General features: G+C 47.0%; 18 protein-coding genes. 3 read left to right on the top strand and 15 right to left on the bottom strand.

Annotated elements, in window-relative coordinates:
* Window positions 1-7 precede the first annotated feature (7 nt).
* The 3 genes from ITG12_RS23985 to ITG12_RS23975 form a co-directional block, all read right to left on the bottom strand.
* A complete protein-coding gene (locus ITG12_RS23985) occupies window positions 8-958 on the bottom strand; it encodes an iron chelate uptake ABC transporter family permease subunit (protein ID WP_104037048.1) in 951 nt (316 codons plus the stop codon).
* Window positions 951-1,907, bottom strand: a complete 957-nt coding sequence (locus ITG12_RS23980; protein WP_032802805.1) for an iron chelate uptake ABC transporter family permease subunit — start codon at window positions 1,905-1,907, stop codon at window positions 951-953. Before ITG12_RS23980 ends, ITG12_RS23985 begins: the two co-directional genes overlap by 8 nt.
* Window positions 1,908-2,264: 357 nt before the next feature.
* The gene (locus ITG12_RS23975) at window positions 2,265-3,185 is read right to left on the bottom strand and encodes a siderophore ABC transporter substrate-binding protein (protein WP_248874290.1); all 921 of its coding nucleotides are present in this window, start codon (window positions 3,183-3,185) and stop codon (window positions 2,265-2,267) included.
* Between the two features lie 202 nt (window positions 3,186-3,387).
* Between ITG12_RS23975 and ITG12_RS23970 the strand changes: the two genes are divergently transcribed.
* The 3 genes from ITG12_RS23970 to ITG12_RS23960 all read left to right on the top strand — a co-directional run bounded on the left by ITG12_RS23970 (window position 3,388) and on the right by ITG12_RS23960 (window position 7,034).
* Window positions 3,388-4,329 (top strand): LysR family transcriptional regulator, encoded by a 942-nt coding sequence (locus tag ITG12_RS23970; RefSeq protein WP_038881235.1) that lies wholly within the window; start codon window positions 3,388-3,390, stop codon window positions 4,327-4,329.
* A gap of 135 nt (window positions 4,330-4,464) precedes the next feature.
* On the top strand, window positions 4,465-6,483 hold the full coding sequence (locus tag ITG12_RS23965) for a TonB-dependent receptor (RefSeq protein WP_248874288.1): 2,019 nt from the start codon (window positions 4,465-4,467) through the stop codon (window positions 6,481-6,483).
* A gap of 116 nt (window positions 6,484-6,599) precedes the next feature.
* The gene (locus ITG12_RS23960; RefSeq protein ID WP_038881239.1) at window positions 6,600-7,034 is read left to right on the top strand and encodes an EamA family transporter; all 435 of its coding nucleotides are present in this window, start codon (window positions 6,600-6,602) and stop codon (window positions 7,032-7,034) included.
* Between the two features lie 147 nt (window positions 7,035-7,181).
* Here ITG12_RS23960 and ITG12_RS23955 read toward each other — a convergent pair whose 3' ends face one another.
* The 12 genes from ITG12_RS23955 to glgX form a co-directional block, all read right to left on the bottom strand.
* Complete coding sequence (locus ITG12_RS23955; RefSeq protein WP_248874286.1) at window positions 7,182-8,336, bottom strand: crosslink repair DNA glycosylase YcaQ family protein; 1,155 nt, start codon at window positions 8,334-8,336, stop codon at window positions 7,182-7,184.
* A gap of 41 nt (window positions 8,337-8,377) precedes the next feature.
* A complete protein-coding gene (locus ITG12_RS23950; RefSeq protein WP_009706552.1) occupies window positions 8,378-9,562 on the bottom strand; it encodes a multidrug effflux MFS transporter in 1,185 nt (394 codons plus the stop codon).
* Window positions 9,559-10,188 carry a recombinase family protein gene (locus ITG12_RS23945; RefSeq protein ID WP_248874284.1) on the bottom strand — a complete coding sequence of 210 codons (630 nt, stop codon included), beginning with the start codon at window positions 10,186-10,188 and terminating at the stop codon, window positions 9,559-9,561. The genes ITG12_RS23950 and ITG12_RS23945 overlap by 4 nt, the downstream gene beginning before the upstream one ends.
* A 186-nt stretch (window positions 10,189-10,374) precedes the next feature.
* Entirely contained in the window at window positions 10,375-10,611 is a 237-nt protein-coding gene (locus tag ITG12_RS23940; RefSeq protein ID WP_038868912.1) for a hypothetical protein, read from the bottom strand.
* A gap of 315 nt (window positions 10,612-10,926) precedes the next feature.
* Complete coding sequence (gene cfa, locus ITG12_RS23935; protein ID WP_038868914.1) at window positions 10,927-12,072, bottom strand: cyclopropane fatty acyl phospholipid synthase; 1,146 nt, start codon at window positions 12,070-12,072, stop codon at window positions 10,927-10,929.
* Between the two features lie 7 nt (window positions 12,073-12,079).
* Window positions 12,080-13,081 (bottom strand): sulfite reductase subunit C, encoded by a 1,002-nt coding sequence (gene asrC, locus ITG12_RS23930; RefSeq protein ID WP_005429205.1) that lies wholly within the window; start codon window positions 13,079-13,081, stop codon window positions 12,080-12,082.
* A gap of 12 nt (window positions 13,082-13,093) precedes the next feature.
* Window positions 13,094-13,894 carry an anaerobic sulfite reductase subunit AsrB gene (asrB, locus tag ITG12_RS23925; RefSeq protein ID WP_206379864.1) on the bottom strand — a complete coding sequence of 267 codons (801 nt, stop codon included), beginning with the start codon at window positions 13,892-13,894 and terminating at the stop codon, window positions 13,094-13,096.
* Complete coding sequence (gene asrA, locus ITG12_RS23920; protein ID WP_248874282.1) at window positions 13,894-14,922, bottom strand: anaerobic sulfite reductase subunit AsrA; 1,029 nt, start codon at window positions 14,920-14,922, stop codon at window positions 13,894-13,896. Before asrA ends, asrB begins: the two co-directional genes overlap by 1 nt.
* A gap of 25 nt (window positions 14,923-14,947) precedes the next feature.
* Entirely contained in the window at window positions 14,948-15,739 is a 792-nt protein-coding gene (gene cobA, locus ITG12_RS23915; RefSeq protein WP_045408224.1) for a uroporphyrinogen-III C-methyltransferase, read from the bottom strand.
* Window positions 15,736-15,894, bottom strand: coding sequence for a hypothetical protein (locus tag ITG12_RS23910; RefSeq protein WP_179944860.1), 159 nt, complete (start codon window positions 15,892-15,894; stop codon window positions 15,736-15,738). The genes cobA and ITG12_RS23910 overlap by 4 nt, the downstream gene beginning before the upstream one ends.
* Window positions 15,895-16,149: 255 nt before the next feature.
* A complete protein-coding gene (locus ITG12_RS23905) occupies window positions 16,150-17,871 on the bottom strand; it encodes a diguanylate cyclase (RefSeq protein ID WP_248875080.1) in 1,722 nt (573 codons plus the stop codon).
* 264 nt (window positions 17,872-18,135) lie between these two features.
* Entirely contained in the window at window positions 18,136-20,094 is a 1,959-nt protein-coding gene (glgX, locus tag ITG12_RS23900; protein ID WP_248874280.1) for a glycogen debranching protein GlgX, read from the bottom strand.
* Window positions 20,095-20,443: the final 349 nt, after the last annotated feature.

Below are 20,443 nucleotides of genomic sequence, written 5' to 3'. Positions count from 1 at the left end.
TAAACCCTTAATCGAATTTGTTTTTCATAAGCAGAAGCAAGAAGTAGCCGCCGCCGATAAAGTTGATAATAACGCTGATGGTGGTGTCGAAATCGAACAGGTTTTCAACCACCCATTGACCGCCGGACAGCAGCACAACCGACAAGACTGAGCTCGCAACAATCAATAAGCGATGTTGGTAACCAGTGAAGATTTGGCGAGCCAGAGCCACAACAATCAGACCGAAGAACAAGATTGGACCAATCAATGCGGTCGAGATAGACACCATCAAAGTGATGATGAACATGACTTGCATGGTCAGTTTATGGGTATCCACACCTAGGCTTTTCGCGTTGTCGACGCCAAGCCACATTACGTCCAATTTGTGGGCAATACGCATTAGGTACGCGCCACAAAGCAGCATCGGAACCACACACCAGTACACCAATTCACTGTTGATGTTGTTAAAGCTCGCGAACATCGAACTTTGGATGAAGGTGAACTCATCTGGGTCGGTGATCATGGTGAAGAAACCGGTGACGCTGTTGAACAAGCTGCTCAGCACGATACCAATCAACAACAAGGTGAAGATGTTGCGCTGACGACCACGGAAATAGAAGCTGAACAAAGTCATCGCACACACAATCATGATGCCAGTCGACAACACGAAGTTGAGCTTGCTGTTGATGACCAAAGCACTCAAGCCGCCAAACATCACCACGAGCAGCACTTGAATCATCACGTACAAGGAGTCAAAACCCAGAATCGAAGGGGTGAGGATTCGGTTGTTGGTGATGGTCTGGAAAATCAGTGACGACGACGCAATCGCCATTGCTGCCAAGACAATCGCCAGTACTTTCGGGATGCGGCGTGACAAGAAGAACTGGTAATTGTCTGGCGTTAAGCCCTTGCCGATGAACACCGCACAAATCAAAACCGCTGCGATTGCTAGCAGTGTTACTTTCATAGAATCACGCATTCGATTTGTCTCTCAGAACTAGGTAAATGAAGATTGAGCCACCCAAGATGCTGATGATCATCGAAATTGGAATCTCGTAAGGGAAGATAATGAGTCGACCGAGGATGTCGCAAGTAAGCACCAAAATCACGCCTGCGTATGCCGTCCAAGGTAAGTTGCGACGCATGTTGTCACCAATGAACAATGACACAAGGTTTGGCACGATAAGCCCAAGAAACGGAATCATACCAACGATCATCACTACCGATGACGACAGCACAGCCACAAGAATGACACCGACCAAAACAATGCGTTGGTAGTTCAAACCGATGTTCTTAGCAAAGCTCTCACCTACACTTGCCGCGCTAAAGCGGTTGGCGTAAGCGTAAGCCAGAATCGAGACTGGCAGAGCGAGATACAAGAACTCGTAATTACCGCGCAATACCGAGGCGAAGTTAGCCACCGTCCAAGAACCAAGGGTCTGTACTAGGTCGTATTTGTAGGCAATAAAAGTGGTCATGGACGAAACCACGTTGCCGTACATGATGCCTATCAGCGGGACGAGCACGGTGTTCTTAAACTTCAAACGTTGTAAGAAGCGCACGAAGATCACCGTACCAATCACAGAGAACGCGAAGATGGTGATCAGGTGTACCCAACTGCTCATGTCTGCAAACAGAATCAGCGCGACGATGTAGCCGAACATTGCCCAATCGACGGTACCCGTTGTAGACGGGGCAGCAAAGCGGTTTTGCACGATCTGCTGCATGATCAAACCTGCAATACTTAAGCCTGCACCAGCGAGGACGATGGCCAACAAGCGGGGCAATCGGCTAACCAGCAAGATGTTCAAACTGTGGCTGTCACCGGCCAAAATCTGCGAGAGAGAAACGTTCGCCACCCCAACCAGCAAAGAGGCGCAGGCGAGTACGACGAGCAATAAAAAAGCCAAGATATGATGTAATTTCATAGTGTATTTATAGGGTGATAAAAACAACAATGACCTTTCGCACCGTGAAGCGGGAAAGGTCATCGATTAGAGTGAGATTGAACCTAATCTATTAGGGTCTGTTGACCTTTCGTGATGATTTTTGCAGCAATTTGTAGGTGTTTTATACAAGGCAAAGGCTTTGATATGTAGCTATTCTACCTGATAAGCCGATAACGCAGTAGAAAGCACCTACAAACGCTGCCCAAAGGGTTCGGCTAAAAGCGTTTTACTCTTTGTTGAGTCAATTTTACTTAGAACCACTAGGTTTCAATCGACTCGCCGCGATTAAAACGCTTTTATCTCGAACAAAATTTAACCACGAAAGATAAACAGACCCTAGTTAGCAATGACTTGGTTCAGCTCTTTAATCATGGTTTGCGTCGATTGGTAGCCACCTGCGGTTAAGTACCAAGCCGCTGGGTCCATAAACAGCACGCGGTTGTTTTTCGCTGCTGGAGTGGACTTCACAAGATCGTTGTCGAACAGCTGTTTTGCTTTACCGCTGCTCTGACCGATCGCTTGTTCGCGGTCAAGGATAAGCAGTACCTCAGGTTGCGCATCAGCAATGTATTCGAATGAAATCAGGTTACCGTGGGTACGTGGTACAGATTTCACGTTCTCAGAAGTCGACGTTACAAAACCTGCTTCTTCATACACAAATGAGAAACGGCTGTTGGTGCCAAACATCGCCAAGCTGTTACCGCTGTTTGAGACGGTCAGTGTGCGTGGTGGCTGAGTTTCTACTTTTGCGTGCAGGTGATTAATTTGTTCTTGAACGCATTCAATCAACTGCTCTGCTTGCTCTTCTTTGTCGAAGATGTCACCCAGCGTGCGCCAGTGTTCTTGGGTTGTTTTCCAGTAGTCGGTGGTGTCGATACGGAACATGTAAGTTGGCGCGATGTCGCTCAGATCTTTGTAAATATCTGCCATGCGACCTTCTGCGATGATTAAGTCTGGCTTAAGCATAAACAGTGTCTCGAAGTTCACTTCTTTCACGCTGCCCGTGTTTGCGAACGAGTCGATTTGGAATTTTTCTAGCGACTTTGGTAGCAGCGTCTTTGGCATGCCGACGGGTGTTACGCCCAAAGCATCAATGTAGTCTAAACTGCCGTAGCCCAATACAACGACGCGTTGTGGTACGCCATCAATGTCTACTGTGCCCAAGCTGTGTTGGTAGGTTTTAGCCATTGCCCCCATAGGAGCCAATGCAAGCAGCAAAGCTCCCGTTGCTACGCGAAGAGAAGTTTTACTAAACATAATGATTTCCAAAAGGTGCGATGCAATCTCGCAAGAGTGCCTTAAAAACAAATAATGCTTTAAAAAATAGAGCGCGAGATTAGTCGTAAAGCGGTATAACTTATTTGATTAAAATCAAATAAGAATGATTATTGATTGCAGACACATTAGCAGATAGTCTATATGCAGCAACAGAATTAGCGGAATAGTGAGTATTCAAAAAATGAATTTAGCTCAAGTCGACTTGAACTTATTGTTTATTCTCAAACACCTACTTGAAGAGAAGCATGTTTCCAACACCGCGGTATCGCTCAATATGAGCCAACCATCGGTGAGCCGCTCTTTACAGAAACTCAGAAACTTGTTCAACGATGAGCTGTTAGTACGTACTGCACACGGCTATGAATTGACCCCAAAAGCGGAAGTGATCAAGCAAGATTTGAACACGGTGTTAACTGGGCTAGAAAAGCTGATGTACGGTCAGTCATTTGTGCCAGAAAAGAGCAACGGTACGATCCGTTTTTACGGCTTGGTTCCGCAGGTGATTTTCTTACTGCCACCGATTGTTTCGCGCATCCGTGAAGAAGCGCCGAACATGATTGTCGATATCGATTCCATCCCGAAGCGCCATTTCGATTCGCTGATCGCAGGGGATGTGCATTTTGTGCTCTCAACCGCCGAGCCACCTAGCTCTGAGCAGAATTTGTACCGCATGAAAATTGCCAATCGCGACTACCGATTCTTGATGAGCGAAACCCATCCACTTGCCCATATTGAGGAACTGACGGTGGAGATGCTGCTCGATTGCAACTTCGGTCAGATCTCACTTCAAGGTGGCAAAACACTGTCGATTTATCACCGTTTTGTTGAGCTTGGCGTGGTGGATAAAAAACGCCAATTATCGATTCCTGTTCAGCTTTCAAACTTCAATGCTGCGCCCGCGATTGCTGAGCAAACGGATGTGATTTTTCACTTGCCAACGCCGTTTGCGGAAGACGCTTGTCAGGGAAGAAAGCTGATCACGAAAACCGTACCGAAAGCGATTCGAATGAGTGAAGAATCGGTCTATTTGTACTGGCATAAGCGCTATCATAACGACCCGATGTGTAATTGGGTTAAGTCATTATTTAAAGAAATATATGGCTCAACTGAGAGTGAATGGTAAAGAATATTATTATTCATAATTGACATAGTCGTAATAGCTTCGGTAAATGCTCGGTTGCTTGTCTTCGTCAAATAAAGGCTATTTAATGCGAACCATTATCATTATAAGTTCCATTAAAATTTATAGGTTTTTACCATGTCGAAGACGACTCCGTTTGCGCCAAAACCATTAGCAGTGGTGATTGGTGCGCTATGTACCTCTTTTTCCGTCTTTGCTGATACAACGCCAATCGAAACCGATGAGCAGCTTGTTGTAACAGCAACTCGTACCCAGATGGAGCTGAAAGACGCTCCAGCTTCTATGTCGGTGATCACTGCTGAAGACATCGAAAACGATCCAGGCATCACGTTGGCGGACATCGTGTCTAACGCAACCAGCGTGGAGTCAGACTTCGACAGCACACGTGCAGGTCGTCAGCAAATTTCGATTCGTGGTATGGATTCGAAATACACACTGATCATGGTAAATGGCCGTCGTATGAGTTCGGCAAGTGCGATCGTACGTGGTAACGACTTCGATCTTTCTGCGATCCCAATGGATTCAATTGAGCGAGTAGAGATCATCCGTGGTCCTATGTCGGCGCTTTACGGCTCTGACGGTATGGGCGGTACGATCAACATCATCACTAAGTCACCAAGTAACGATTGGAGCTCGCAACTTAGCTTAGACAACACCACGCCAAACGATGGCAATGGTGGTCAAGAGTACACTGTGGGTCTAACCACGTCTGGCGCTCTGATTGAAGACACGCTATTTGCTCGCTTCTCTGTTTCTCAAACGAGTCGTAATGCATGGCAGCCATACTCTGGCGAGAAAGGCGGCATCGATCGTGAAGAGGTTACTGCACTTGAAGATCGCGATAGTTTAGCGATGTTCGGTACACTTTCATGGCATTTGGCGGACAATCAATTTATCGATCTTGACCTTGGTTACAGTGACGACGAGCGTGATACCGCAGCGGAAAGTGGTACTACGATTTTGTTCTCGGAGTCTCGCGTTAAACGAAACAGCCAAGCGCTATCGCACACCGGTTTTTGGTCTTGGGGTGATACGCAAGTTCGTTACTCACGTGAAAACGTAGAGAACATTGAAGCGGCAAACGATGGTGCTGATTCAATTGAAGAACTAACACAAATTTTTGAAGCATCAGCTACGACTTACCTAGGTGAAAGCCACACCGTGACGTTTGGTGTGGACTACCAAACTAGTGAGCTGACCAACCCAGAGCACATCGTGGGTAACAAAGCAGAAGCTTACCAAGGTGCGGTATTTATCCAAGACCAATGGGAAATGACCGATACGTTGATGGCGACGATTGGTGGTCGTTTGGATAAGCACGAGCACTACGGTGAAGAGTTCAGCCCGCGTGTGTACCTAGTACACCAAACAACGGACGACTTGGTACTGAAAGGTGGTGTGGGTAAAGCGTTTAAAGCACCAACCATGACGCAAAACCACCCAGACTTCTCGATGAGCAGCTGTAAAGGTAACTGTAACATCGTAGGTAACGAAGATCTGGAAGCAGAAACCAGCGTGAACTACGAGTTCTCGGCGCTTTACAGCGGTCGTAACTGGAACCTAGAAGGCGCGGTATTCCGTAACGAAATCGAAAACCTAATCGAACAGACAAACATCTTCTGTGAAGTCGGTACGTGGTCGAGTGCAGTGATGAGTTGTATTGATGACAATGGCGACCCAATCGATCGTGAACTGTCTAACCCGTACAAGTCTTACCAAAACGTATCGAAAGCCGTTATCCAAGGTGTGGAGCTAACGGGTAGCATTCAGTTCAATGAGCAATGGGCGATGTCTGGTAACTACACTTACTTAGACACCGAAGATAAGTCGACAGGTGAAGAGCTGAACGAGCGTTACAAGCACTCAGCATTTGCACGCCTAAACTGGTACCCAACTCAAGATTTGAACCTGTTTGCGAGCGCACGCTACCGTGGCGACCGTAAGATTGATTCTCAGTTAACGCAAGACGCTTACACCACGATGGATTTAGGTACGGTTTACCATGTGAATGATGCACTACGTATTCGTGCGGGTATCACCAACCTAACCGATGAAAGTGTATCAAGAGAGCTAGAAAACATCGGTTATGTTGAAGCACCGCGTACTTACTATGTTGGTATGACAGCAGACTTTTAAGCTCTAGTTACAGATTGATTCGATTGGATTTAAGTCGAATTTAATCGAAGCAAGACATGGCGTTGCAGTACACTCTGTAACGCCTTTTTGCTTTTAGGGATGAATAGGAAAAGACAATGCTTCAAACTTCTTGGTTATTTTGGGCGCTCATGTCGGCGGTATTTGCGGCGATGACCGCAGTGTTGACCAAACTTGGTGTGGCGAACATCAACTCAGACTTGGCGACCTTTATTCGTACCTGCGTGATTCTTGTTTTGGTTGGTTTGATTGCTTACGCGACCAAGCAGTTCAGTGCCATTGGAGAGATCTCGACCAAAGGCATGGTGTTCTTGGTGCTATCGGGTTTAGCGACAGGTGCATCGTGGCTGTGTTACTTCCGCGCCATGTCATTGGGGCAAGCCTCTCAAGTTGCGCCGATCGACAAACTAAGCGTGGTGCTGGTGGCCATATTCAGTGTGGTTTTACTGGGAGAAAAGCTCAGCATGATCAACTGGATGGGGATTGGCTTGATCACCGTTGGCGTGATTTTGGTAAGCCTACAAAGTTCTTAAAGGTCACTATCACCTGAGTATCTCGTCTCTTGGAATAGCGAGAGACGGATGTAATTCAGAATTGATATGCAGAGTGCATGGGCTTCAAGAGAACAGTTTGGTTTCTCAGCACTTTGCTCTTTGATTCTTCGAGCACTGTTCTTTTCATTACGCCCTTTGCGCTACTTTCTGAATCACAAACGCTGGGCACTGATTAAACTGAGCGAAAGCGTATAACTCCTCTTCTAAGGCGACGAAAAACGCTTCTCTGTCTTTGAGTGAAGGCTCGGTAACTAGGTTGAGAACGTTCAGCGTTGAACTGGTTTTATCCACTTTGCAGTCGGCACGCGCGACCAGCTTCCCATCCCACAATATTGGCAAACAAAAATAACCGAACTGGCGTTTTGGCTCTGGAACATAACACTCTAACAAGTAATCAAAGTTGAAAATTGCGCTGGCGCGTTTTCGTTGGATAAGCAGGTTATCAAATGGGGAAAGGATTTTAGCGCGTTTGCGGTTGAGCCGTTTGTCGAGCAAGTTCAGTGCATCGCTACAGGCATAGTAAGCTGAATTGTTGATGCTAATGGCTTCAATCTCACCCAAATCGACCAATTCGGACAGAGCTTGTTGTACAGGCTTCTTGACCCCTTTCAGTAGGTAAACCATTTCAGGCAAAGTACCGAACCCATGAGATTTAAGATAATTGAGGACTAAGAATCGCGCGTGTTCTTGCTCGGTTGGCATCGATGTATCAACGTCTTGAGGCAGAACATGTGAGGTTAGGTCATACACTTTCTGGAAGCCGCGACGTTCGCTAATCATTAAATCGCCCTGCATGTATAAGTTCTCTAGGGCGCGTTTGGTTGGCTTAGTATTCCAACCATCGGTCTTATGGTTGGCGGATTCGAAATCCTTTGCCATCAATGGGCCTTCTTGCTCAATTCTCTTCAAGATAGACGCCATCAAGTCGTGGTCTTTTTTGTACCAATGCTTTTGCTGATCGGATTTGATCGCCGCTTTGCGAGGCAAGCTATGACGGTATTGCGACATAGGTAAATACGCCGCCGCATGAGACCAATATTCGAAGACTTTCTTTTCTGCCACCAGTTGGTCTAGGTGCTCAAGTTGGTAGCTTGGGTTTCGGCTCCACAAAGTATGATGGTGGGCGCGCTGAACGACAGAAATCGTATCAATCTGCACATAGCCCAGCAGCTCAAAGACGGCTAAGGTCTTCGCTTTGGCGCTACCTTTGTGGCTTGTTAGTGGCAACCCTTGAGAGAGCAAAGCCAATTTCTGTGCTTGAGCAAGATTGAGTGATTTCATATCGTTATTTGTCTTCCTTGTGACTTTCTATTGCCCGGACTCTATTGCTCGGAAGGTTGCTCAGTGGCAAAGCCTCGCAGAACGTTGGTTAGTGTAATGGTCGCGAAGACCACAATCACCAATGACAGATGCCATGCTTGGCTTAATCCGAGCTGCACCAATGCCATACTCACAATCGATGACACCACCATTTGGCCGCCGCCCGACATCGCCGCAGCTGCACCTGCTTGTTTCTTATAGGGTTGCATTACCATGGCTTGAGCACAAGGTAGAGCGATAGCATTGCCTAAAATCATCAACAGTTGGCCTAGCATTAAATACAGCGGCTCAACGGGACAGAAGAACAACCACGCTGCGGAACTGACATGCAGGATTGGCGTGACTAATAGCATCTTCTTTGTGCCGATGATTGGTCGCACACGGTTACAGATACTGGTGCCGCAAATCATGCCGAACGCCGGAATCAGTGCCCACATCGCGTATTGATCGGATGTCATGCCGATTTGGTTTTGCATGATAAAAGGCATTACCGAAACAGTGGTGATCATCAAGCTGAAGTTAAGCCAACCGATACTGGCAAAGCTCATAAAGTAACGAGAAGTCAGTAGGTCACGATATTGCAGCAGCATCTTTTTCGGTGATGGCAACGCAGAGGTTTGTGTGATGGTTTCTTGGAAGCGAAATACGATCACAGTCCAAGCCAACAATACGTAACCCAACAGTGAGATAAACACCATAGTCCAGCCGAAGTGGGCGTTAATGAAACCACCAATAACCGGAGCAACTAACGGTGTGATAGAGGCCGCCATCGCAATGTAGGACAAAGCGACAGGGAGCTCAGGACCATTAAAGCGGTCGCGAGTAGACGCTCGGGCTAACACCGCACAACAGCCAGTACCTAAACCTTGCAGAAAACGGCCTGCTACCATGCCAGTGAAAGTGTGGCTTAGGAAGATGATCATCAATAGACCGAGCATGGCAATCAACAAGCCAGCTAACAGCACCTTTTTACGGCCTAACGCATCGGATACCGGGCCATAGATAAACTGAGACGGGCCGAAACCAAGTAAGTAAACACTGACTAACAGCTGAGCTTGGTCGAGGGAAATGTCAAAATCTTTCGCGATCCAAGGAAGAGATGGGAACACCAAGCCCATACTGAGCTGACCAACACTGATGATAAGACACGCCAGCAAGATGGTTTTAAATTCAATCGGTCGACTCATGATTTTTCACCATCGCCACGGCGGCGCAGGCTTCCTTCCTCATCAAATTCATTCAATTTGGCTTTCACTCGTTTGACCGTCGATAGGCTGACTTCGCATTGTTCTGCGACGCTTTGTAGCGTATTGCCTTCCAGAAGCAAAGTTGCAATGTGTTGATGTTTCGCTTTGTCTGCAGGGCGACCTCGGAATTTCTGCTTCCACATCTGTGGGTCGTCTTTTAGTGCTTTGCGGCCTTGTTCTGCGGCGAACAAGCGATGTTGCGTTTGCACTTGTCCGTAGCCAGAAAGCAGCGAAAGCAAGGTGTGCGTTTGTACGGAACTAGGTTCAAAAATCAGAGGTTCACAAACGGTTTTTAGGGTGACGCCTTTGTTAAGCAGAGTTTGAATCGTGGTTAGGGCTTGGCTGAAGTCTCGGCCAAAGGCGGTTAGCCACCAAAGTACAACGGTGTCACCGGTTTGCACGGTAGTTAAGAGTTGTTGAAAGGCTTGTCGCTCGGCTGGTGGCGTGCAGCCGCGTACCTTGTCTTCAAGGTGAATTGCTTCAGGAGCAAAGGCTTTCAAAGCGTTGAGCTGCTCAGGGTAAGCCCGGTTTTTTGGCGAGTGCCGCGTATAGAGAAAGGTAGCCATGGGTGCAATGCGTCTCTTGAGATTGGTTCATATACTGTAATGGTCCATAAATATACAGAGGTTCATTAGTAACCACAACACCAAATGAACCTACTTAAGGTGGTGATCTTTTATCTCTATGATACATAAATGAAAACTAGCCGAAGAAATGGGCTAGTTTTACAGGGCTGAATGAGTTCGGTGGGTTTATCGCAATAGGAAGTAAGGCGTATTAACGTAAGCATGTCCCGCTGAAATCGCATAAGGCAGTACGACTTTACCAACAGAGACCGCCGTGTTTACCAGTGGTTGAACGTTGATATTGGCATTCATCAAAGTAGGGCGAACGTTGGGAGCCAAGCGATAGTGGCTTGGAGTGGAAACGCAGCCAGAAAGTGTAGACGTAAATAGCAGTGCAATGATGATTGATTTGATGGTTTTCATAATGGTGACTCTCAAAAATAGTATTTTGGCTCTGGTTTTGGTTATCGGGATGAGCCTTGGTTGAGAGGAAGATTGCCTGAGTCGAACGAACGTCACCATCAATGTAAAACAAGTCATAGCGTGCAAGACTAAAAGTAATACTGGGCGTTACTAAGTATTAGTTTTTACGAGTAAGGTCGTACTAAATGCCCCTTGGATGGGTTGTTTAGTGCTTTGGAAGGAAATAGAAAGCAGTAAAAAAAGCCAGAATGAAACCGCCCATTCTGGCTAGGAGCCAAACGAAGGTGCTCAAAACACAATCTGGAGGCAGATTGCTTACATGGAACGTACGGTCAGTGGTCGGCGGCGGCCAATCTTAGTTAGGGCGAGTTGCCATAAACTCAAATCTCGTGAGCGAAAGGCGCCAGCACAGCTGAGTAAGTAGTATTTCCACATGCGGTAAAAATCTTCACTGTAATCGCCTTTGATCTGATTCCATGAGTGTTGGAAGTTGGAGAACCAGCACATCAAGGTTTTGTCGTAGTCTTCACCGAAGTTGTGCACATCTTCGATGTTGAATCGATCTTCCATCGCCTCTGCGAGGTTCTTCATCGATGGAATAACACCATTTGGGAAGATGTATTTCGAGATCCACGGGTCCGATGCGGTAGTGCTGTGGTGAGAACCAATGGTGTGCAGCAAGAACACGCCATCGTCTTTCATGAAGCGCTCAGCGCACTCGAAGTATTCTGCGTAGTTCTTCGGTCCCACGTGTTCAATCATACCGATAGAAACGATGCGATCGTACTGTACGGTGGGTTTGAACTCACGGTAGTCCTTCAAAATGAAGTTTGCGACTACGCCATTTTCTATTGCCAGTTTGCTGCCGAGCTTCTTCTGCTCTTTGGATAGAGTCAGACCATCGCAAATCACGCCATACTTCTTCGCTGCGTAAATCATAAAGCTGCCCCAACCACAGCCAATATCGAGGATACGCATTCCCGGTTGTAGGTCGAGCTTACGGCAAATCAAATCCATCTTGTGCTCTTGCGCTTCGTCCAGCGTTGCAGCTCGGTTCCAATACCCGCAGGTGTAGGTCATGCGTGAATCGAGCATCTTCTGGTAAAGCTTATTGCCGATGTCGTAATGGTGCGGTACATCGAATTTACAGCGCTCAATGCTCTGTGGGTTAACCCAGCTTTTCAGTTTTAACTTCGCAGCGGAAGAGGCGAACTTGAGCTTTTCAGCCAGTCCTAGTTTGCCTTCAATATCGTTTAAAAGTACGCGTTCAAAGAACTGATCCAAGCGGCTGCAATCCCACATCTTGGACATGTACGCTTCCCCTAAACCCAAAGAGCCTGACTGCATCACAAGCTCATACACTTTTGGGTTAAACACTTGGATATCCCACGGTTTAGAACCATTGATGGTGATACCTGCTGGGGCTAACGCCTCTTTAAACATCTCTTCTAGTTTGTTCATACTATGCCTATTTCACGTGCATGTTCGCTACGTATTCATCTTCTGCCCAATACATACGTTCGGCGACTTTGGCTTCCGGATTTAGGCTAACGCCATCTAAGACGCGCTCTCTAAAACGCAAGTAGCCGCCTTTATCAATTAGATGTCCCATGTGGAGGTAAATCGGCTTACCGCCCAACATCTCTTTTTCAAATTCGAACAGATTGTCGATGACAGGGTGCAGGACGTCTTCCGTGACCCAATTGAGGAACATCTTGCCAACGCGAGGGGTCTTCTTCGAAGTTCGACCGCCCAGTTTGACCATATAGAATTGTTTTGGATCTCGACGCCAAGCCAGTGTTGGACAAGCAAGCACACATTCGCCGCAGCCAATGCATTTGCTTTCTTCCTTCACCGCTTTACCGTCTTTGAGTGACAAGCAATCTACTGCGTGGTGCGCACAAGCTTTGACACAGGCGCCACAGCCAATACAGCGATGGCTTTCGAAATTAATCTTGGCGATACCTAAGATGCCAAAATCCGCCATATTGGCTTTGGCACAGTCGTTCGGACAGCCTGCCATGACCATTTTTAAATGGTATTTACTTGGGTAAACGTGACGCTCCATTCGCTGTGCCAAGCCAGTCGTATCGGTATTAGCTTTCTGGCAGATTCGACTGCCCTGACAAGCGACGATATTACGTCCACCAATCGACTGATAACCGGCTTGCGTGTCTTCGACATCAATGCCGCACGTATCGACGGTGATGTCTTTGATGAAGGGCTCCAGCGCTTTGTTGACCTCTGGAATGTCTTCATAACGAATGCCGGGCATCGCCAGTTTTTGTCGTGTGGTGAGGTGAATGACACCATTGCCCCACTTTTCGGCGATCTCTTGCGCGGCACCGAGTAAGTAAGCGGGCATAATGCCACCCGGAATGCGCACGCTGATCATGCACTCGCCACGCACTTTCGATAGGCGGTAATCGCCATTGGCGCGCATTTTGATGATATCTACGTCCATCGTCATTGTGATTCCCTCCTAATCGATCATGGTTCTGGCGTGGTCATAACGGAAAACCGGGCCATCCAAGCACACGTAATTGTCGCCAATTCGGCAGTGACCGCATTTACCAACTGAGCAGGCCATTCTGCGTTCGTAGTCGACCCAAATCTGATCTTCTTGAATGCCTCTGGATAAGAAGTCCTGCACGACGAACTTAATCATGATCGGCGGACCCACTACGATGACGCGGATGTTTTCCTTGTCTGAGAGGTCAAGCTTGCTGATGTGCTCGGTGACCAGGCCGCTCTCGTAGAAGTGCTCGTCGCCACCGTCATCCAAGGTGGTGATGACGTGATTGGAGTAAGACCAATTCAGCAAGTCGTTTTTGTACAACACGGCATCTTGGTTTTTGAATCCGAGGATCAAGGACATCTTCTTCACATCACTTGGGTTGTTGTGAAAGTAGTTAATCAGCCCTTTAACCGGAGCAACGCCAGTGCCGCCCGCGACCACAATGAGGTGTTTATCTTGGTATGCTTCCATCGGGTAGCCGTTGCCCATTGCGCCGCGCATCATCACGCGATCACTGGCGTTTAATTGGAACAGCTCGCTGGTTACCTTGCCGACATTACGTATCAGCAAGTCGACGTAACCTAAGCCGTAATCAGAAACTGAAATAGGTGCTTCGCCCACAAGGGATAAACCTACTTCGACAAATTGTCCGTAGTGCACCGGAAAGTCGCACGCAACGCGAAAATTCCATTCCAGCTCGGTGTGCTTTTCGATATGAATAATCGGGTAGCTTTGCGGCAACATTTTGTTTTCACAATCGCACATTAGAGCGCCTCCTCTACAATCGATGTCATCTTGTTGATGATGTTGCTAAATGAGATGTAGTGAGGGCATCGGTCGTCGCAGCGTCCGCATCCAACACACATATGGTGTTCGCCTTGGCGAGACTTAAAGTCGTTGACCTTATGCAAGGCGCGATAACGTAAGCGCTCTCCGGTTTTATGACGGAAGCTGTGACCGCCAGCCATATCCGAGAAACCATCAATCATGCAGCTGGCGTGTTGACGGCGACGTTCACCCATTTTGGCTTCTTGGTTGTAAACCACATCAAACACGTTGAAGCAGGCACAAGTCGGGCATGAAGAAGTGCAGCGACCGCAACCAATGCAGCGTGAATCGTATTCTGACCACACCGGATGGCTGAGTAACACTTCACGTATTTTCGTTGGGTCATCGCAAACCGAATCTGGCGTGCGGACTTTGACCGGATTGGACTTGACGAAGTTGACGCTGTGCTCAACGTCTTTGCCTTGTGAAAAGTAGGGCGCTAGCTCTGGATCTTTAATAGTGACAATGGCGCCGTGGTCACTAAATTGTACTGAAGCGGCGAAGTTATCGGTTTTGTTGGTCCCCATAGAGACACAAAAGCAGTTTTCGAAACTTTCGCTGCACTCAATCAGTACAAGTTTGAGTTTCTGGCGCAGACGTTTGTAGTAGAAGTCTTCGTGACCGCCGTTTTCTAAAAACATGTAATCAAGGCTTTTGAGCGCATTGATGTCACAAGCTCTGAGAAACAGAAACACGGGGCGCGCATCGACACTGGATTCTCGCAACTCGTCGGCGTTAAACCAAAACAGGGTTTCGGTGATCGGAAAGACGATCTCTTTGGGTGAAAAATGGCTTTTCTCTTTCCACTCCAGTTGGTCGTAACGTTCCAATTCTTGGTAATCCAAATTTGGGGTATGGGCAAAACGACCCGCGTATTCTTCATAGACGGGCGCCATCACCTTATAGCTCTGACGTAACGCCTCGATCGCCGAACCCATTTGCTGAGTAGTTAAAAACTTAGGCATTGTTCTATCTCGTTATTTTCAAAAACTAGTGAATCGTGCGTTCTAAACAGGGCTCGGCGGTGGACTCAAACCATTCCAGTGACTGTGAAAGGGAAACCACGTCTCCAACGACTATGATTGCTGGCAGTGGTGGTTTTTGCGTTTTGCAGGTTTCATACAGTCCGGCTAAGGTAGTGACGATCTTGCTTTGATTTTCTCGTGTCCCATTGCTGACGATGGCGCAAGGTGTATCTGGCGCGAGACCGTGAGCAATGAGGTTGTCTGCGATCGCTTCTGCTTTGTGTAGCCCCATGTAGAAAATTAGGGTGTGGTCGATGGCGGCAAGTGCGCTCCAATTCGGTTCGCTAGCATCATTACAGTTTCGTCCCGTTACCAAGGTTACACCCCTCGAAACTTGTCTATGAGTGACCGGTATCCCCGCGTAAGCGCAGCATCCAAGTGCCGCAGTTACACCCGGTACAACCTCATAGTTGATGCCTTGCTGTGTTAAATAGGTCGCTTCCTCACCGCCTCGACCAAATACAAACGGGTCGCCCGCTTTTAAGCGACATACCGTCAGACCTGTGATTGCGTAGCCCTTCATCATTTCGTTGATTTCTGCCTGAGTTTGCGAACACTTACCGTAGTGTTTACCCACGCAGATTTTTAGGGTTTTTCGTGGGATGACGTCCAAGACTTCTTCCGAAACCAGATGGTCATAAAGTACGACATCAACGCGATTAAGCAGACGAAATGCTTTAATGGTAAGCAGCGACGCATCGCCCGTGCCTGCTCCAACCAAATAAACCTGTCCATAAGATGGATTGGATGCCTTCATGAGAAAATACCCCAAATCAATACAACGAATAGGATGGCGGCAATAACCCAATAAAGAATCTGATGGACGTTATCGCTGACCCAACCTAGCTCTTCTAACATCTCGCTAGTCAGGTCTAAATTTATCTGCTCTACGTAATCGTCCAGTTCTTTCATTTTCAATTGGCTTCGTGCAATCCCCTGATGCATTTAAGGTTATTGATGAGAGCCGTTAAGTTAAATCAAAGAAAAATAAACACCTGTTCAGAACTGATTAACGAGAGGGTATTTGGGGGCAGAATTTGAGTCGCTTAAAAGACGGGGAAAGAGGGAAGTGTCGTGTCAGATCTTGTGACTTAACTGACTGTAATAGAAATAAAAAAAGCCAGAGCGATGTCTGCTCTGGCTTTGTCTTCTTTCGTAAGAAATTCGCTATGCCGCTTTGAGGTGGCAGACGCGATTCTTGCCCAATCTTTTTGCTTGATAAAGTGCTTTGTCAGCTTGCTCCACTACATGGTGATAGCTGGTTTCTAATGGCGTAAACCCAACACTTGCCGTAAATCGCACATCGCCACAACCCAACGTGAGATGGCTTCTTTGCAGCGCGGTTAGGAAGTTATCAAGCTGATGTTTGGCATCAAACTCGTCATTGGCTTGGAACACGATGGCAAACTCTTCACCACCATAGCGCGCTAAACAAATCCCTTTTGGTTTAGGGAAACAGTCGCGCATCACTTCTGCGGTCTTTTGGATGACTAAATCACCGACTGGGTGGCCGAATTTATCGTTGATGTATTTGAAGTTATCAATATCGACCATCGCAATAAAACGGTTCTCTGAATGAAGCTCTCTCGATACTTTCGCGGCTAAGCACGCTTTGTTTTCCAGTTGCGTCATTGGATCTTGATGGCGCAAACGGTCATGCAATTTCAGGTTTGCCAACGCCACTTGGGCGTAGTTTTGAATCAAGCTCAGCACGCATTTGTAGGTCGGGAATCGACAACTGACATAAGTCACGCCAAGCAGTTCTCGTCCATCAAACAATGGGATGCAGTAGTGGTTACTGTTGATCTTGAGCTTTTTCGTCAGCTCGTCGCCGTACTTCTTCGTTCTGTACGTTAAAGCGCTATGAGAAAAACGCGCCGCGAGTTCCGCGTCAGTTAGCACCAGCTTTTTATTGCCGTGATAATCGAGGGTGTAAAAGCTGTAATTCAAGCTGTCGTATAAACAGAACTGTATGCCTCTGTGGTAGCAAAAGCGATCCAAGACATGCTTGAGTTGGGTTTTGAACTCACCAACGCTCTCTGTGCCATTTAGGCGGGCTAATGACAAATGCAGTTGGTAAGTGAGGTAGTTGATTCCGATGGCGAGCGCGAGCAGAGAGGCGATGACACCGGCCGTTAGTGTGAACGGATAACTGCTGTTAAGAATGTCGGCACGGTCTGTCCCTGCGACAAACACCCAGTTTAAGCTGTTGTCTGCATCGAAGACTGAGATCTTAAAATTATCTTGGTAATAGTATTCGTGTTTACCGAACAGTAAGCCCGATGCAACTTTATCGCTGATACCGCCATGATAACTCACTGAAGAGTCACCGATGCGGCTTGGATCTGGATGGAATACCAAGCGTTCTGTATCTTTGTCTACGACAAACACATAACCTTTATTCAATGTTTTCAGACCACGCAATTGTTGAGTGGTATGAAGAAGATCGAACTCAAGCCAAAGTTGGTATTTTAGGTTTGGATTGACGTGTTTGATGGCGAATACCCAACGTTGTTGTGGGTTTTGGTACAGCGAGGAGATAGAGAATTTGTCGCTAACAGTGTTCAGTTTATGCCATTGAATTACGCTAGTGTCTGCTTGTTTGATTTGACCAGATAGGCCATACGCGACACTGTTGTTTGATGTGGTATAGAGGATATTGGAGTATTGCGGAGAGTAATCGATGATGCCTTGGCTTAGTTCCCGGAAGTCAGGATCATTGAGGTCTTGTTTGCTTGCTTTTAATGCGGTCTCTAGAAGGTAGAATTTGCTGAAAGCCGCTTCGATTTGGGAGTGGATCAACCGCTCTGCAGTGATGATATTGGTCTGTGATTGCCGATAGACCATCGACTCGGAATCGACTAACTGAGCATAAGCCAGATAGACCATGAAACCTGCGAGTAATAGCAGGTAAGGCCGCAGAATGCGGATTAAGAATTTAGGTAAAGCCATATGCCAAATAACGTTGTATATATTATAAATGTGATTTGGCTAGCAATATTAGATTAGTTTCACTTGTGCATCAATGCGTATGGTGTGCCATTTGAGCTGATTGCTGTTTATGTATCCGAAACGTTGATAAAACAAACCCAGCGCATGGCTGGGTTTGTCAGTTCTTGTAGGAATAAGCTTCGCTTGTGTCAGGTAAGGTTCTTACTCTGGTTGATAATGCAGAATCGCCATCGACGTAGGAGAAAGCAACACTTCGCCTTCAGCATGACCAGGATTGAGATTACGCACATTGGTATCACACACGGTCACCCACTCTTGACCACGCTCATTTGGCAGCTTAAATCGCGCAGGTGCGTTGGTTTGGTTGATCAGGTACACCAACTCTTGTCCTTCCTTACCGATGCCTAAATGCAGCGCTACAGAGCTTAAACGGTTCCAATCATCGTGCTCCATCAAGCTGCCATCAATACGACGCCAGAAGATACGGTTGTTATTGCGATTCTCACCACTGAACGCTCGAATGAATGGCACCATATACTGATTACGATTAGCAACCATTTGGGACATCCACACTTTGAAGTGATGTTTGCGTTCTGTACTCGACCAATCTAGCCAGCTGGTTTCGTTATCCTGACAGTAAGCATTGTTGTTACCGCCTTGCGTGTGCGACAACACATCCGCGGTTAGGATATGAGGGATACCAAATGCAAACAACAAGCTCGCCATTAAGTTGCGCTTTTGTTTTTCACGCGTGGCGATGATCATCAGGTTTTCGGTTTCGCCTTCCACGCCATAGTTTTCAGAGCGGTTATCGCCGTGGCCGTCGCGGTTTTCTTCACCGTTCGCTTCATTGTGCTTCTGTTTGTAAGACACCAAATCTTGCAAGGTGAAACCATCGTGATATGTGATGTAGTTAACCGTGAGTTTGTAAGGCCAGTTTGCTGCGCTGTAGATATCACGAGAGCCCATCAAACGAGTCGCAAATTCTTTTAGGTAGCCTTGGTCACCACGCCAGAAGCTGCGGGAGATGTCGCGCAGTTTATCGTTACATTCGTTCCAACCAAATGGGAAGTTACCCACTTGGTAACCGTTAGGACCGATATCCCAAGGTTCAGCGATCAGCTTGGTTTCGCGAAGAATTGGGTCTTGCGCGACCGCTTTAAAGAAGGCTGCTTCTGGATTGTAATCGTCGCCTTGGCGACCGAGTGTTGCTGCCAAGTCAAAACGGAAGCCATCGACTTTAAATTCGCTCACCCAGTATCGCAGCGTATCCATAACGAGGTTAAGTGCTGGCTGGTAAGTTAAGTCGACTGTGTTGCCACAACCTGTGAAGTTCGCGAAGTTCTGACCATGTTTGATGTAGAAACGTGAGTCGAGCGCTTTTAGGTTGAAGATCGTTGAGCCTTCACCACCTTCCGCTGTGTGGTTATACACCACATCAAGAATCACTTCGATGCCGTGTTTATGCAGCTCGCGGATGGTGGTTTTGAGCTCGGTTACCGCGTCTTTTTCTGCATAGCGAGGGTCCGGCACCATGAACAAGTATGGGTTGTAACCCCAGTAGTTCACTTTATCCATCTTAAGCAAATGCGGTTCATGCATACACGCTGCGACAGGTAGCAATTGCAACGTATTGATGTTTTGCTGTTTGTAGAACGCCAACATTTCAGGTGAAGACAAACCTAAATAACGGCCTTTTGTATCGCTTGGAACTTCAGGGTTCTGCTGAGTGAGCCCTTTAACATGAGTTTCAAACAACACCATCTCTTCTCGTGGTATGCGAGGATGATCGGTGTCTTGCCAATCAAAGTTGTCTTCTATGACGACACACTTTGGCATATCGAAGCTTTTTGCAGGAGAAAATGGAAGCTGGTAGTGAAGGGCTTTATCAATCGACTTTGCATAGGGATCGGAGATCAGCAAAGGTTCATCTTTATGCGTCACTACATAGCCATACTTTTGCCCCGGTTTGATGTCAGGGATAAAAGTATGGCGAATGCCTGCATATTCGCCTGGTAAGTCGTGCAGCTTGTAGCTACCGTCTTCCGCAAATAGCGCAAGTTGAATGTCTTTACTACTCGGAGCGTGAATAGAGAAGTTACAACCTTCTTTATTTACGGTTGCGCCGAGTGGGTATGGGCGAGAGTGAAGTTGTGTCATCAGCGAATCTTTTTTTAATTTTATTGCTACCTTTAAGAAACTATAAGTAAAAAACTTTGTCTTACTAAGGTCAACCACCTTATATCGAAAATTATCACTGTAATTAAATTACTTTCTACGACCTATTTTTGACAAAAATATGAAATGGCTATCACTTTGTAGCGGCCATAAACTGAAGAAACTTACTAATTCCTCCCTAGATTGGTGATCTAACTCGAAAAAACACCATTCGGTATATTTTCTCATCCCTTCTCATCCCCCCTAAATTAGTTTGGGGCGGAGGAAGTCATCCTTGTACTCCTTGGGTAATCTGCAGACTGTTGAAACAAACGGGGACTTGTTCCCATCT

It is taken from the genome of Vibrio sp. ED002 (assembly GCF_023277445.1).
GTDB classification, from domain to species: domain Bacteria; phylum Pseudomonadota; class Gammaproteobacteria; order Enterobacterales; family Vibrionaceae; genus Vibrio; species Vibrio jasicida.
The sequence above is the reverse complement of the archived record's forward strand: the minus strand, read 5'-3'. Positions and strand labels throughout refer to the sequence as shown.

What these genes read in the sequence shown, in the direction of transcription:
- asrC (WP_005429205.1), bottom strand. Translation starts at nt 13,081, where the DNA reads ATGACGATGGACGTAGATATCATCAAAATGCGCGCCAATGGCGATTAC.
- ITG12_RS23960 (WP_038881239.1), top strand. Translation starts at nt 6,600, where the DNA reads ATGCTTCAAACTTCTTGGTTATTTTGGGCGCTCATGTCGGCGGTATTT.
- ITG12_RS23945 (WP_248874284.1), bottom strand. Translation starts at nt 10,188, where the DNA reads ATGGCTACCTTTCTCTATACGCGGCACTCGCCAAAAAACCGGGCTTAC.
- ITG12_RS23975 (WP_248874290.1), bottom strand. Translation starts at nt 3,185, where the DNA reads ATGTTTAGTAAAACTTCTCTTCGCGTAGCAACGGGAGCTTTGCTGCTT.
- ITG12_RS23910 (WP_179944860.1), bottom strand. Translation starts at nt 15,894, where the DNA reads ATGAAAGAACTGGACGATTACGTAGAGCAGATAAATTTAGACCTGACT.
- ITG12_RS23980 (WP_032802805.1), bottom strand. Translation starts at nt 1,907, where the DNA reads ATGAAATTACATCATATCTTGGCTTTTTTATTGCTCGTCGTACTCGCC.
- ITG12_RS23905 (WP_248875080.1), bottom strand. Translation starts at nt 17,871, where the DNA reads ATGGTCTATCTGGCTTATGCTCAGTTAGTCGATTCCGAGTCGATGGTC.
- ITG12_RS23965 (WP_248874288.1), top strand. Translation starts at nt 4,465, where the DNA reads ATGTCGAAGACGACTCCGTTTGCGCCAAAACCATTAGCAGTGGTGATT.
- ITG12_RS23985 (WP_104037048.1), bottom strand. Translation starts at nt 958, where the DNA reads ATGCGTGATTCTATGAAAGTAACACTGCTAGCAATCGCAGCGGTTTTG.
- asrB (WP_206379864.1), bottom strand. Translation starts at nt 13,894, where the DNA reads ATGTGCGATTGTGAAAACAAAATGTTGCCGCAAAGCTACCCGATTATT.
- ITG12_RS23940 (WP_038868912.1), bottom strand. Translation starts at nt 10,611, where the DNA reads ATGAAAACCATCAAATCAATCATCATTGCACTGCTATTTACGTCTACA.
- cfa (WP_038868914.1), bottom strand. Translation starts at nt 12,072, where the DNA reads ATGAACAAACTAGAAGAGATGTTTAAAGAGGCGTTAGCCCCAGCAGGT.
- glgX (WP_248874280.1), bottom strand. Translation starts at nt 20,094, where the DNA reads ATGACACAACTTCACTCTCGCCCATACCCACTCGGCGCAACCGTAAAT.
- ITG12_RS23970 (WP_038881235.1), top strand. Translation starts at nt 3,388, where the DNA reads ATGAATTTAGCTCAAGTCGACTTGAACTTATTGTTTATTCTCAAACAC.
- asrA (WP_248874282.1), bottom strand. Translation starts at nt 14,922, where the DNA reads ATGCCTAAGTTTTTAACTACTCAGCAAATGGGTTCGGCGATCGAGGCG.
- ITG12_RS23950 (WP_009706552.1), bottom strand. Translation starts at nt 9,562, where the DNA reads ATGAGTCGACCGATTGAATTTAAAACCATCTTGCTGGCGTGTCTTATC.
- cobA (WP_045408224.1), bottom strand. Translation starts at nt 15,739, where the DNA reads ATGAAGGCATCCAATCCATCTTATGGACAGGTTTATTTGGTTGGAGCA.
- ITG12_RS23955 (WP_248874286.1), bottom strand. Translation starts at nt 8,336, where the DNA reads ATGAAATCACTCAATCTTGCTCAAGCACAGAAATTGGCTTTGCTCTCT.